This window comes from Serratia sp. NCCP-200 (assembly GCF_059697885.1).
Genome location: NZ_BAAKUJ010000001.1, coordinates 609,338 through 622,621 on the forward strand (window position 1 = coordinate 609,338; position 13,284 = coordinate 622,621).

Annotated in this window: 14 protein-coding genes, 2 tRNA genes and 1 pseudogene; 8 read left to right on the top strand and 9 right to left on the bottom strand. The window is 51.9% G+C overall.

Annotation, left to right across the window (positions count from 1 at the left end):
• The first annotated feature begins 207 nt into the window (after window positions 1-207).
• From ompC to AC6HVW_RS02795, 4 genes are all read left to right on the top strand, one after another.
• On the top strand, window positions 208-1,323 hold the full coding sequence (ompC, locus tag AC6HVW_RS02780) for a porin OmpC (RefSeq protein WP_021178487.1): 1,116 nt from the start codon (window positions 208-210) through the stop codon (window positions 1,321-1,323).
• A gap of 154 nt (window positions 1,324-1,477) precedes the next feature.
• Window positions 1,478-1,894 carry a VOC family protein gene (locus AC6HVW_RS02785; protein WP_071684022.1) on the top strand — a complete coding sequence of 139 codons (417 nt, stop codon included), beginning with the start codon at window positions 1,478-1,480 and terminating at the stop codon, window positions 1,892-1,894.
• Between the two features lie 79 nt (window positions 1,895-1,973).
• Entirely contained in the window at window positions 1,974-2,303 is a 330-nt protein-coding gene (gene osmE / locus AC6HVW_RS02790) for an osmotically-inducible lipoprotein OsmE (protein WP_021805952.1), read from the top strand.
• Window positions 2,304-2,461: 158 nt separating this feature from the next.
• A tRNA-Ser gene (locus AC6HVW_RS02795) sits at window positions 2,462-2,549 on the top strand.
• Window positions 2,550-2,784: 235 nt separating this feature from the next.
• Here AC6HVW_RS02795 and AC6HVW_RS02800 read toward each other — a convergent pair.
• The 4 genes from AC6HVW_RS02800 to AC6HVW_RS02815 form a co-directional block, all read right to left on the bottom strand.
• Complete coding sequence (locus AC6HVW_RS02800; RefSeq protein WP_497569257.1) at window positions 2,785-3,642, bottom strand: DUF4942 domain-containing protein; 858 nt, start codon at window positions 3,640-3,642, stop codon at window positions 2,785-2,787.
• Window positions 3,643-3,720: 78 nt separating this feature from the next.
• On the bottom strand, window positions 3,721-4,089 hold the full coding sequence (locus tag AC6HVW_RS02805; RefSeq protein ID WP_071684020.1) for a type IV toxin-antitoxin system YeeU family antitoxin: 369 nt from the start codon (window positions 4,087-4,089) through the stop codon (window positions 3,721-3,723).
• 85 nt (window positions 4,090-4,174) lie between these two features.
• The gene (locus AC6HVW_RS02810) at window positions 4,175-4,510 is read right to left on the bottom strand and encodes a TA system toxin CbtA family protein (protein WP_071684019.1); all 336 of its coding nucleotides are present in this window, start codon (window positions 4,508-4,510) and stop codon (window positions 4,175-4,177) included.
• 12 nt (window positions 4,511-4,522) lie between these two features.
• Window positions 4,523-5,005 carry a hypothetical protein gene (locus AC6HVW_RS02815; RefSeq protein ID WP_071684018.1) on the bottom strand — a complete coding sequence of 161 codons (483 nt, stop codon included), beginning with the start codon at window positions 5,003-5,005 and terminating at the stop codon, window positions 4,523-4,525.
• 122 nt (window positions 5,006-5,127) lie between these two features.
• On the opposite strand from AC6HVW_RS02815, the gene AC6HVW_RS02820 reads away from it, so the two are divergent.
• On the top strand, window positions 5,128-5,493 hold the full coding sequence (locus AC6HVW_RS02820) for a hypothetical protein (protein ID WP_497569258.1): 366 nt from the start codon (window positions 5,128-5,130) through the stop codon (window positions 5,491-5,493).
• 438 nt (window positions 5,494-5,931) lie between these two features.
• Here the strand turns inward: AC6HVW_RS02820 and AC6HVW_RS02825 are convergent, their stop codons facing one another.
• The 5 genes and pseudogenes from AC6HVW_RS02825 to phnC all read right to left on the bottom strand — a co-directional run bounded on the left by AC6HVW_RS02825 (window position 5,932) and on the right by phnC (window position 10,018).
• Complete coding sequence (locus tag AC6HVW_RS02825; protein WP_071681116.1) at window positions 5,932-6,123, bottom strand: hypothetical protein; 192 nt, start codon at window positions 6,121-6,123, stop codon at window positions 5,932-5,934.
• Window positions 6,124-6,412: 289 nt separating this feature from the next.
• A complete protein-coding gene (phnE, locus tag AC6HVW_RS02830) occupies window positions 6,413-7,279 on the bottom strand; it encodes a phosphonate ABC transporter, permease protein PhnE (protein WP_390901852.1) in 867 nt (288 codons plus the stop codon).
• Window positions 7,280-8,149 (bottom strand): annotated as a pseudogene (phnE, locus tag AC6HVW_RS02835) (phosphonate ABC transporter, permease protein PhnE); the annotation flags it as partial.
• A 63-nt stretch (window positions 8,150-8,212) separates the two neighbouring features.
• Window positions 8,213-9,154 carry a phosphonate ABC transporter substrate-binding protein gene (phnD, locus tag AC6HVW_RS02840; RefSeq protein WP_261457314.1) on the bottom strand — a complete coding sequence of 314 codons (942 nt, stop codon included), beginning with the start codon at window positions 9,152-9,154 and terminating at the stop codon, window positions 8,213-8,215.
• 30 nt (window positions 9,155-9,184) lie between these two features.
• A complete protein-coding gene (phnC, locus tag AC6HVW_RS02845) occupies window positions 9,185-10,018 on the bottom strand; it encodes a phosphonate ABC transporter ATP-binding protein (RefSeq protein ID WP_497569259.1) in 834 nt (277 codons plus the stop codon).
• Window positions 10,019-10,400: 382 nt separating this feature from the next.
• Here phnC and AC6HVW_RS02850 point away from each other — a divergent pair.
• From AC6HVW_RS02850 to AC6HVW_RS02860, 3 genes are all read left to right on the top strand, one after another.
• Window positions 10,401-10,477 (top strand) — tRNA-OTHER (locus AC6HVW_RS02850).
• Between the two features lie 433 nt (window positions 10,478-10,910).
• Complete coding sequence (locus AC6HVW_RS02855) at window positions 10,911-12,479, top strand: DUF1254 domain-containing protein (RefSeq protein WP_071681113.1); 1,569 nt, start codon at window positions 10,911-10,913, stop codon at window positions 12,477-12,479.
• A gap of 29 nt (window positions 12,480-12,508) precedes the next feature.
• Complete coding sequence (locus AC6HVW_RS02860; protein WP_071681112.1) at window positions 12,509-13,279, top strand: fimbrial biogenesis chaperone; 771 nt, start codon at window positions 12,509-12,511, stop codon at window positions 13,277-13,279.
• Window positions 13,280-13,284: the final 5 nt, after the last annotated feature.

Consider the following 13,284-nt stretch of genomic DNA (forward strand, 5'->3'; position numbering starts at 1 on the left):
TGGTTTGTCGGTAAGGTTTTGTTAAAGTTCGCCGTTATTTACATTTGGAAACCTTTAAATATAGGTATGAAACACTATCGGATACTTGGTATCATTTTCTTTCTGGATTAATATAGCCCTTGTTACCAGAATGGTGATTCACAGTCGCGCTAATAATGCTCAGAAGAGCAGTGGCCGTAGCTCGACATAATTAAGAGGATAATAACGATGAAACTTCGAGTACTCTCCCTGGTCGTCCCAGCTCTGTTGATGGCAGGCACAGCAGGTGCAGCAGAAATCTACAACAAAGACGGCAATAAACTGGATTTGTTCGGTAAAATCGATGGTCTTCACTATTTTTCCGACAACGATAAAACCGACGGCGATCAGTCTTACATGCGTTTTGGCCTGCGTGGCGAAACTCAGATCAACGATCAGCTGACCGGTTATGGTGAGTGGGAATATCAGGTTCAGTTGAACAAAACTGAAGACGAAAATGACTCCTTCACCCGTGTGGGCTTCGCTGGTCTGAAATTCGGCGATTACGGCTCATTGGATTACGGCCGTAACTACGGTGTGATGTATGACATCGGCGCATGGACCGACGTGTTGCCTGAGTTTGGTGGCGATACCTATGGCGCGGACAACTTCCTGTTCCAACGCACCAGCGGTGTTGTGACTTATCGTAACAATAACTTCTTCGGTCTGGTTGATGGCCTGAACTTTGCCCTGCAATATCAGGGTAAAAACGGCAACGGTGAAGAAAGCAACAATGGCCGTGATGTCCTGAACCAGAACGGTGACGGCTACGGTATGTCCGTATCCTACGATCTGGGCTATGGCATCAGTGCTGCCGGTGCGTTCTTCAACTCTGACCGTACCAACGATCAGAACGGTGGCCCTAACGGCACCTCTTCCATTCTGGGTCGTGGTGACAAAGCCGAAGGCTATAGCGGCGGCCTGAAATACGACGCCAACAACGTCTACCTGGCAGCGATGTATACCCAGTCTTACAATGCTACCCGTTTCGGCAACAGCAATAGCTCTCTGTACGGTTATGCGAACAAGGCACAGAACTTCGAAGTGGTTGCACAGTACCAGTTCGACTTCGGCCTGCGTCCTTCCGTGGCGTACCTGCAGTCTAAAGGCAAGGACATTGGCGGCGGTTACGGCGACCAGGATCTGCTGAAATATGTTGATGTGGGCGCGACCTACTACTTCAACAAAAACATGTCCACCTACGTTGACTACAAAATCAACCTGCTGGACGACAACACATTCACCGACAAAGCCGGTATCAATACCGACGACGTGGTTGCTGTAGGCCTGGTTTACCAGTTCTAAGCAATACCGTGAATGTGACTACGCGGCCTTCGGGCCGCGTTTTTTTTGCCCGTTCGCCAGCCGCACAGATTGATCTTCACGCGGCACTGATTGCTATTCTGCTGAGTCCGTACCTGCCTACCCTGTTTATAAATTGATAAATCAGGAGATTGGCATGGAACTTAAGATTGAGCGTGTGATTGAGACGGTGCTGTATGTTAACGATATCGAACGTGCCGCAGCCTTCTATCAGCAGGTGTTGCAACTGCCAGCGATGGTCGCGAACGAGCGTTTCCGGGCCTATAACATCTCCGATCAAAGCGTGTTGCTGCTGTTTGTTGCCGGAGATTCGCTGAACGGTGCTCACTATCCGGGAGGCTATATTCCCCCTCATGACGGCAGCGGCCCACAACATCTTGGTTTGGCCGTGAGCAAGGCCCAGTTACTTTTGTGGGAGCAGCAGTTGGCCGAACACGGTGTTGAGATAGAAGGGCGTATGCGTTGGGAGCAGGGCGCGGAGAGCATTTATTTCCGCGATCCGGATGGCCACCTGTTGGAACTGGTGACGCCGGGTATCTGGGCCAACTATTAACAGCGGTAACGCATTATTGGCATAAAAGCCTTTTAGCTTCTACACTTACATAACAATAAGCATGCTAAGGAGATAAGCTATGACAATGAAACTGGTTTTGGCCGGATGTACTGCGGCATTATTTACCGTACTGACTGGGTGTACCACTTACGACAGGGCCGCGAGCTATGTGAACGAGCCTGTGGTAAGCGATGTAAAAGTCGGGATGACGAAACAGCAAGTGCGCGCAATTGCCGGGCCACCATCGACCTCTGCTAGCCTGATCCATGCACAGGGTACTTGTGATACTTATGCTGTGGCACCACGGGATGGCAAAGCACAGACCTATTTTGTCAGCTTCAACGACACGGGCCACGTGATGAACAAGGGTTATCAGAGTTGTTCAGAGTACGATACCCAACCTAAATAACGGCCTGCTTATTGTCCGAAAAGAGCCTCGCTGATGCGGGGCTCTGGTTTTTTTAAGCGCAATTGGTCTGAAATTTAAGCGAACGAGCGTTTTGACGCATTTTTTTACGTCGAAACGATAGACATTTCATAACGGTACCGTTAATATCTGCGCCCATTGGAAGGATGGCCGAGTGGTTTAAGGCAACGGTCTTGAAAACCGTCGAGTGTAACAGCTCCCAGAGTTCGAATCTCTGTCCTTCCGCCAAATACAGACCCCAAGCTTATGATGAGCTTGGGGTTTTTTGTTTTTGGTGTTTCTCGGTATGCCATTCAGTATGCCATTGGATGTTGACTGCAGTTGTCCTTGTTTGCCTTGAGTTGGACAGGTAATTGAGGGTTCCGTTATTCACAGCGCGATCTGCCGCTTCCATTGTTGGGCGAGGATGGGGGAGATAGCAGGAGGTTTGTGTGAGATTGGGAAGCTAATCTGCTCTCCGCCATCATAAGCGTGATGCCAGCATTCTTGGAAAGTGTTTTGCCACGATGTCATTCATCTTATCAACCAGCCCCGGTTTCCTAAACGTCAGATGTGCCGAGCCCTTCATAAAGTATTTGATTGAAAAATACTCATCTTCATACACTTTTGCCATCTGCGGATTGGCACGGATATGCTCATAAAGCCGAGCGGTGAGATCGCTACGATTATCAGGCAGCGGTTTGCCATCGAGTAAATATAGCATCCTCTCCAGATCGGCCAGTTGGTCACGCCGATAGCTGTGGTTCAGTGTAAATCCCCATTGGTTATAACTCACCAGATTGGACACGATCACCTTTTTGCCAAAACGGCACGGGCTGTTGATTTTGTAATGCCAGGAGAGCGACTTGAAGACGTTGATCACTCCCCGCTCAAATACCTCCCCCTTATCTCGGTGTAACTGCTCGAATGTGCTGTAAATGCTATCTGAGCTGATGGCGGGCAGGTCTTTACTCTCCAGGTTTCTGTACCACTGGTCACGCGCCTGAGCGTCCATCACGCTGAGCATGCCTGATTTCTTCATCAGATCTTGCCATATGTCGCGATCAATATTGCGGGTGATCACCGGCATGGCCGTTTCTGCTTTCTCCATCAGCCAGCAACCGCAGCGGAACTCTTGTCGCATGGCCCAGTCTCTGGCTATTCCTCCACCGATGCTGTTGGTTATGGCCGAGATATCTTCAAGCTGGTGAATAAGGGCTTCAATCTGCGCCAGCGCGGCATTACGCCCGGTGACGATACGTTCAATGCTGGTAGAGCAAATCACTTCAGTGTGACCGGTCAATACGTCGGGTTCAATGACGGTATTCAATGTGGTTGGCATCGCTGAATTCCTCAGAAACAAAATGCCCGCGTCATCGCAAGCAGGGTTAAAGGTTGGGGGAGTGTGAGTGCTTACGGCTTATACCAGGTTGGGCGGTGTTGTCTGATAAACAGCGAAATAAACATACCCAAAACTACCTAGCGAATCCGCTTCACAGCTAAAACCGGCGTGCTGGACGGTGACGCAGTGCTGACGGCGTGGATCGAGTTCACCAGACAGCAGACAGGCTTCCAGTTGTTCAATCAGCGCAGGTAAAGCGGCATCCAGAGTTTTAAGCGCATCAGGGGAGAACGTACCGACAAAACCGGCGCGGTCAGCCAGAAAGTGCAGGTAGTTGCCCTGCTGAACCAATCTGGCCCCCAAACGTGGTGTGATAGCAGATTGCAGGCCCCAGACAGGCGACGGAGTGCTGTCGTTGCTGGCGGCATTGGATTGGGTTTCCTTCATCGTCAAAATTCCTTGAACTTGAAAAAGTAAAACGCCAGAGGTGAGGCTGGCGTGTTGTTGGATCACTGAGGTAAGTGAGAGGCTGTCAGGCCAGGCGTCGAATGGCGGGACTGCGCAAGCCCAGCGCACTGCGGGCGCGTAACATATCGCCACCGTTCAGGGTGGGGTCTTGTGCCATCAGGCTGAAACCGGGGCGATCAATACGTACCAGATCAAATTTCTCCACCAGTTCATTGATGGTTTCCCGTACCGTGACGCCCTGCTCAATTTGTTGAGCAATAGCTTGGTCGTCGTGATAGGGCGTATCGTTAAGCTCCAAGCCATAACAGTGAGCCAGCAACCAGGTGAGCAGTTGCTGGTATTCAGTTCGTGCTTGGTTGGCGTTGGGCGCGATGCAGGGTATTTTGTCGAGAGTCTTCATGCAGGTAGCTCCTTAACACAGTGGGGAAACCGGTAACTGACAGTGGTGGTTCAACCAATGGGCCACCTTTCGCCAGTGCTTTACAGGGACGCCAGATTCAATCGTCCAGGCATTGGGGCATTGTGTGTTCGCCAGTAACAGTACAGCTATCACCAGCCACTGGTATGGATAACCCCGCGTATCGCAGCGAATAAGGACATAGGGTGTCTGGCGCTGGTAGAGAATGAACGGATCGCCTGCTTGATGGGTAATCCGCTCACCGTTAAAACCGAGCATGCCCAATCCCATCAGGTTGTTGTCGAACTGGTATCGGCGCTTGCCGGTGTGTTCACAGATAACGGGTGCTACGGTTAATCCCAGCTTGTCTGGGTGTTGACACAGTTGCTGGTAAGCGGTGGTGATCGCTTGGCATAAGGCTTTCCAGTCCTGCGATGTCACGTTGCCATGTTGCAGAAAATGGAATACGCCAGGCACGGGCGATGCGCTCGTGTTCATGAGATAGTGTCCTTTGAAATTAAATGGATAATGCGAATGTAGAGCCGAAGGGATTATTACTAGTCGAAGGTGGTAAAGTCGGGTAAGACCTCACCCAGGGCATCTATATGTAAGTAGCTTAGATGATGGCGTTTCATCAGCGTGGTGACCAATCTGCGGCAGGTTTTGGACATTCTGCAGATGTTGTTTTTGTGTCCAACAGATCAACCGGATACTGGCCGGCATTGGCGAAACAGATTGGTGAGTACTGGCAAACGACGGTGACAGAAGGGCGAGGACGTTACTTTGCCAATGACGCTGTACAGGAAAAATATTTCTATCCCGGCTGCCTCCATGCATTAAATGGGCGCAATGACATTCTTGCTGAGGTTGAGCACGCACTGTTGTTTATGACTGAAATGGATCTCTGTGCCCGGCTGGTTTTGCCGAATGGGTCACCTACATTCGGTGTGACACATTTTGGGGCAGCGAATGACCTGCTACCGTAACGCTATTTAGTGGATGACGAGACATCGACTCCATCCCTTGAAGTCCATCAGGAGTCTGATGTCAGTAGGGGCCGCATACTGCAGCCCCTGTTTTTGTGCATGCTGATGTTGCCACTGAAATATTAATCAACGCCAATGGCTCATCGTTGAACCGTACAATATACAGGTATGCCACCTGCAGATTCAGACTGGCTTCGGGATAAACTAATGCTCATTCAAAAAGATGATATTTTTTGAGTGATGTTAGCTTCAAATCAGAACATGTTATCGAGTGCCACCAAAGCGTAATGCCACAGACAAGTGCAATGGCCACGATCTGACATATTACTCCCCGGTTGATAAGCGGCTGGCGGCGGGGGATCGCCTAACCAAGACTACTCATCGGGCTTCAAAAGGGGGTTGCCAGGGAATCCCCCAAAAACAGGCAGGCTGCCTACTTTACCGTTTAAACCGTACCCGCCTTTCATAATCATCGCGACAATCGGCGTCACAAAAGTGTGCTTCTGGCAGCGGTTCCAGGCAGTTGTGACACAGCCCGATAAACGGTAACTTCTCCCTGGTTCTATTTGCTAACAGGCGGTTCATCCGATCGATTTCAATCTCGTGAGCGATATCGACTTCATCAGCCATGACGTCATCCTTTTACCATACGAATGAAGTGAATCTTATAAACGGCAGGTACTCCATGGCAAGCCGTTAACATGTAAGCAATAATGACGGTAGGCTAGGGGCCGGTTTACAGCCGTTCATACTTTATGTCAGATCACAGGGGGCTCCCGATCCCTGACATGAAGGACCGTTACTTGCTGATTTCTTGCATATCGCAAGGTTTGAGCTCATTGGCATCGTTCACGTAGCGGTAGAGCCCCAGTCTATGGGAAGGGAGTGACGTATTTTTCCAACCACACGCGTAGGTGGTCTATTCCTCGTTAGTTCTAAACAATGGTATTGTATTACCAACAATATAGCGGCGACGCAGCCAGGCCGAGAGTGCGTCCATTGCCATCACGACCATGACCATCACCAGGGTGATAAACATCACCACGTCCCAGTGCCATAGCCGCATGTTTTCCGCATAGACCAAGCCAATACCTCCTGCGCCGACAAAGCCCAGCACGGCAGCCGAGCGAGTGTTGGATTCAATCTGAAACAGGCTCAACGCTAGGAGTGTCGGAAAAGATTGGGTGAAGATAGCGAAGCGATGCTTTTGCAGGCCATTGGCACCCACAGCATCAAGTCCCTTGCCGGGAGCGGGATCCGCGGCCTCATGCCCTTCAGCATACAGGCGCCCCAGCAGCCCGGTATCCTGCATGATAATGGCCAGCACTCCCGCCAGCGGCCCAAGGCCTACGGCACGAACAAAAATCAATCCCCATATGGCCATGTCTACCCCACGCAGTATATCAAACAGGCGACGTATCAGCAGAGCAACGGCCCCGGGCAACCGGCCCTGCATGATATTACGCGCCGCGAGGAATGACAGCGGAAGCGCAATCGCCGTCGCGGTCAGTGTGCCGGCGAAGACAATGGCCAGTGTGATGAGGATCTGCGTTAGGTAATAACCTAACGGCCAGTCAGTAAAATTCTGCCATAGAAACATCCGGTGCCAATAAAGGCCGATTTGCCCTATGCCTGCGCTGAACTGGTCGGGGCTGATGCCGTATTGGGAGAAAAACCAGAAGAAGTACAATAAACCCGCTAATGCCAGCCCCCCCACACGACCAAAATAGCGTAGCTGAACCCGGAGTAGTGTCATGTGATCGAACCGACCAGGCGCAGGTGGCATTTGATTTCCGTACAATAATCTTCTGCGTAGCCGACCGGAAAGACTATCCAGCAGGGACACCACAATAATAATCAACAGCAGTGTCATGCTGACCTGATCGTAACGGTCGAGTTTGATGTTAGTCATCAGTTCCTGGCCTATCCCGCCAGCCCCCACCAGACCAAGAATGGTTGAGGAGCGAAAGTTGATTTCCAGACACAGCAGCGTGTAGGAGAGAAAAATCGGCTTCACCTGTGGCCACAGGGCGAAACGTACCCGCTGCAGCGCAGACGCACCACAGGCCACCAACCCCCGTACCGGCCTGTCCTGAGCACTTTCTATCGCTTCATAGAACAATTTGGTCAGGCTACCCGTACTGTGCAACATCAACGCAAGGGCTCCTGCCAATGGGCCGATACCGAACGCCATCACAAACATCATGGCCCACGCCAGGTCCGGCAGGGTTCTTAGGAACGCCACCAGTGTGCGTATGGCAAGGCGCAGCGGCCAAACAGAGCCTGCGTTGCCGGCCGCAAGAAATGCCAGAGGAATGGCGATAACGACGGCCATAACGGTTGAGGCCAGTGCCATCTGGAGTGTTTCCAGGATCAGTGGCAACTGTACTGGTAGGCGATATCCCCACCAGGCGAGTGACCCCTTAACATTGGAACCCGCAAACAGGTCCACCAGGTGAAGTGTCGGCAGGGTGTCAGATAGGTAACTCGCTAAATCAGGTAGGGCATGCCAGAGAGTGAGGAGATTAAATTCGGCAACGTGGCTGGCGGAAAAATAAACTGCCAGCAGCAGAACAGACATGCCCAGACTATCCCGCTTTTGTCGTAAGCGAACCTGCAGATAGTAACGCTCAAATTCGGTATGGGCACTGTTCATCGGGCGCTGATTTCCTGGAGTGCTATCCTCCCGGCGTGATGACCGGGAAGACCTGGAAAAGAATTAACGTGTGCTGAGCAATTCGCGTTTCATGTCGATGATAAGCTGAAAATCAGCCACGCTCCCCTGACTGATATGTAATGGCCCCCCTACCGCTTTGATAAAGCAGGCATGATCGTCTGTATCGAGTTTCTTGATAGCGGCGACCACTTTAGATTTAAACTCTGCCGGAAGAGCGTTGCTGACGAGGATTGGCCCGCTTGGAATGGGGGGAGATTGCCAGATTATCCGGATCTGTTTCATCAGGTCTGGGTAGCCCATACGCATTAGCGAGTGGAAAGCGCTCGCGCTATAACCGCTGTTGCGATCGCCGGTCATTGAGCTGTAGGTGACCGCGCCGGCGAACTGCCCGTTCAGTACGCCAAGGATATCCTGCTCATGCCCGCCGGAGAAGGTAATGCTAGAGAAGAAGTGGTTATACTGATTATCCACATTACCGCCGAGCTGATTTCTGAACGCGTAGTCAGGGATCAGATAACCGGAGGTGGAGTCAGGATCGGCAAAAGCAAAGGGTTTACCTTTCAGGTCGTCCAGAGACTGGTATGGGCTGTCTGTTTTAACCACCACGACCGAATGATAACTGTGAACCCCGGTTTTATCATCGGCGGTAATACCAATGACCTCGACTGCGTCAGGATCCCTGATATACACCGACGCATAGGCTGCCGGTGACATATTCAGCACCACATCGACCTTGCCGCCAAGCAGACCCTGAGTGATACCCGTATAGTCCGACGCGTTGCGTAAGCGGGTATCAACCTTCAGCTCATGATCCAGAAATTGTTTAACACACTGATTATCGCCGATTTGTTGTGTTGAGTTCTGCCCGCCTAAAATACCCAGGTTTAATACTGACGGTTGCGTAGCTGCACTAGCCTGCCATACCAGTGCCATGCCCAGGATGGTGCTAGTAAAACCCACGCGAGTAAAAAAGTGCTGTGTCATTATCTTCCCCGTTTGAATAAAAAAATGCAGTTAGCTTCTTTCTTCGTTGTACAACTGGAGCAGGATGCCCTGATCCAATTTTTCTGGCGGGCCGTCGAAAATAATCTGGCCACCCGCGATGCCAATAACCCGTGTGCAATATTGTTGAATAATATCAATAGAGTGGAGATTAACCACGACACTGACACCCTGTTCGGCTATGTCGCGAAGCGTGTCCATAATGAGATGGGTGTTGGTAGGATCAAGCGAGGCTACGGGTTCGTCGGCAAGTAAGATCTCCGGGTTTTGCATCAGCGCCCGGCAAATGGCCACGCGCTGCATCTGGCCCCCGGAAAGGTTTTCCGCGCGCTGTAACGCCTGCGGCAGTAAGTTAATCCAATCCAGCAAAGAAATGGCGCGCATCTGGTCAGCTTTGGGGAATAGCTTAAACCAGGATTTGAGCTTGGAGGTTTGGCTCAGGCGGCCAAGCAGGACATTTGTCAGGACATCAAGACGTGGGACGAGGCAGTAATCCTGGAAAATCATGCCACACCGACTTCGCCAGGCATGCAGCGCGCGGCCGGTTAATTGGGTAATCTCAAGCGGCTTACCATGCTCCGGATAACTGTAGATTTCTCCTCCGCTAGCAGGGAGGGTTCCGTTCAGAATATGGAGCAGGGTTGATTTACCCGCCCCCGATCGGCCAATGACACCGGTCAGTTCTCCAGCGTAAAACTCAACGCTAAGGTTGTTCAGGACGGGTGCCTGCCCGCGCCAGGATTTGCTCAGGTTACGCACGCTTAGAACGGTACGTTGCCGGGCAGAGCCGGAATGTGCCAGTGGCGGATAGTGGCTTTCCGGCACTACGGTAAGAGCATGGTTCATAACAGCTCCTGTGAAAATAATACCAAGCAATACCAAATGGTTAGAAACCCAGAGAAGAATTATCCGATAGCTGCCACCCCGAGTGGAGAGTTCCGGCAAGGCGGCGGGGTTATTCGTCAATTTCTAGGATTTATCTTATCCCCACTCCTTCATATCATAAAATTAACATCCAGTCATATTTGGCATGTGTTGTGGTGATGCTATAAGGGAAAACCGTGACACCTGTGCTTTACGCTTAAAATGCAAGCAGCGGATAACGTTAGAATTTTAATGACAACGTTTTTGACATTATGAATCACCGGGAAACACGTTGTTAACATTGGGTGATTGTAGAGTTAATAGCGGGTGAGTAACATTTGCCCGCTTTTAACGCAGCTACTAGCCGCCACTAGCTCAGCAGGATAGAGCCGGTGAAGCCGTTGTCACAGGTGCGGGGTTCGAGGCCCCGGTGGCGGTCCATTTTGGCTTTCCGGCCTGCGATGATGGGGAGACCCTAGTGGCCGGAGAGCCTGTCCGCTGGAGTGCAGCATCCCACTCTTGAAGCGTGCTATTCCAACCGTTAAACAATACAGTAAATCCTATCCTATTGATTTCCTTTACAGCCCTCCTCCATTGTTAACATTTTGTCCCACAGGCATAGGGTCTTATCGCTTAACAATCCCACATCAAGACAATATTTGAAACATTTAGACAATAAATGTCTGCTTTTGACTATTTCTCTTACATAAAAGCGTTTTGCCGCAGAAAAACCCGTTGAGAGCTTACTTAACATCAGGGAAACGCGACGGTGACAAACCTCTGCTTGCTGGAGGTACGAGTGGTTAGCCATGGTACTGGGAACCGCAAATGCCCGCTTTCGTAAGTTTCCTATAACAAAAAGAGAGAGAAGCTTATGATTTTCAACCTTTATCAGGGCCTTATCACCACCACGCTCCTTGGCGCGTTATGCGTGCCGAGCGTTTACGCGCAGCAAGCTTCTACGCAGGCTGCACCCACACCGGGGTTTAATACCTACATCCCGCAGGATGTCCTGACCCCGAGCACTATCCCAACCCGGATCGGTACGCTCAGCTTTGTCGACGGCGTACCGACGCAGGACACGGCCAACCTGGCGTTCGACAACCTTGATTTCCTGCGCGGAGTGGAGGTATTTCTCAGCCTTATGCCTGCTGCAAGCATTGAAGCGCTCCGCCAGGGCAACGCCGCGCTTGGGGCAACCAAGAGCAACCAGGCCACTATCTACGATCAACTGGCCGATTCCAATCCACTGCTGCTGACCGCTAATACCGATACGGTCTACGCCTTTGGCATGCTTGATCTGGAAACTGACGGCCCGACGGTGGTGGAGGTACCACCAGGTAGCGGGCCGGGAACGGTTAATGACGCATTCTTCCGCTTTGTTGTCGACATGGGGGGGCCTGGCCCGGATCGTGGCAAAGGGGGTAAGTACCTGATTGTGCCGACAGATTACAAGGGTAAGTTACCCAAGGATGTGAAGCATGGCGGTGAATACTACATTGCGCGTTCGCCATCCTATGTGAACATCGTGGTGCTGCGCGGATTTTTGGTAGATGGCAAACCTGATGCGGCCTCGAAGATGTTCCGTGACGGCTTCAAAGTCTACTCTCTGAGCAAGGCACACAACCCCCCGAAGATGGAGTTTATCAACTCCTCACGGCAGGTATTTAACACGGTGCACGCCAACAACTTCGAATTCTACAAGGAACTCGACCACGTCATCCAGAAAGAACCTGTCGGTTTTATCGATCCCGAACTGCGTGGGCTAGCCGCCTCGATTGGTATTCGCAAGGGCCAGGCATTTTCGCCAGACGAGCGGATGACGAAAATTCTCACCCATGCGGTTGCCGCCGGTAACGCCACTGCCAGAGCCATCAGTTTTCGCAGCCGTGACCCTCGTTCCCTGATGTATCCCAATAGCCAGTGGCGGGCCAGCTTTATCGGTGGCGATTATCGCTGGCTTGGCGGTGATGGCCTCGCAGGCCGCGACCTCGATGCACGTACCAGCTTTTTCTACATGGCCACCGTCAATACGCCAGCAATGGCGGCGAAACTGGTTGGCAAAGGATCACAGTATGCCGTTTCCAGTGCTGACTCGACCGGCGAGCCTTTCGACGGTGCGAAGAACTACCGGCTGAACATTCCCAAGAATGTGCCAGCCAAGGACTTCTGGTCGGTAGTGATCTATGACCCGCAGACCCGCTCTGAGCTACAGACCTCACAACCGTTTCCAAGCAAGAATAACAAGCGTGACAAGCTGATCGCCAATGCCGACGGATCGGTCGATTTGTACTTCGGGCCTAAACCGCCGAAAGGTCTGGAGGCTAACTGGACGCAGACGGTGCCGGGTAAAGGTTGGTTTACCATCTTCAGGCTGTACGGCCCGCTTGATGCCTGGTTCGACAAAACGTGGAAACCGGGTGAGATAGAAGAGGTTAAGTAACCGCCCTGTTTTCTGGAGAAAAATAACCAATGATCATCTCAGCATTAAAGAAAAAACCAGAGTGTCGCGCGGTTCTGCTGGCGGCGATGATCGTGTGTGGTGTGGCAAGCGCCCAGGCTGCCGACGATCAGGGCGGTATCGCATTGGGTGGAACACGGCTGGTCTTTGCAGGCGGCAAAGATGCTGCCTCCATGACGGTGACCAACTCCTCGGCGGCAGATGTTTGGCTGATGCGTTTCTGGGTTTCCCCGTATGGAGACAGTGAAGATAAACCTGGGCAAGGGAGTAGCGAGCAGGCGGTGCCGTTTGCCGTTACGCCCCCGCTTTATCGCCTTGATCCACAAAATGCGGTTCAGCTGCGTGTGAATAAGCTGGTCGAGAACCTGCCAGCGGACCGCGAGTCGGTGTATTACCTGAACAACCTGGCGATCCCGCCGAAAAAGGGTGAAAAAAACTACCAGAAGGCGGTTCAGAGCGGGCTGCAGTTTGCGGTGAACACCCGCATCAAGCTGTTCTACCGCCCGGCGGCAATTGACGATCCTGTTGCGGTGAAACAGGCACCTGAAAGACTGACGGTTACGTCGTCCGGCAAGGAAGTGGTGGTGAAAAACCCGACGCCGTATTTCGTGACGATGACGCAATTAACCTTGAACGGCAAACCTGCGCAGGCACCCAAGGACACCATGGTGGCGCCGTTTGGTGAACTCAGGCTCGCGTCCTCTTTGCCGCACGGTACTTTCAGTTACACCACCGTGGACGATCGTGGCATGACGACAGTGAAACTCAACAAAGCGTTTTGAGCCAA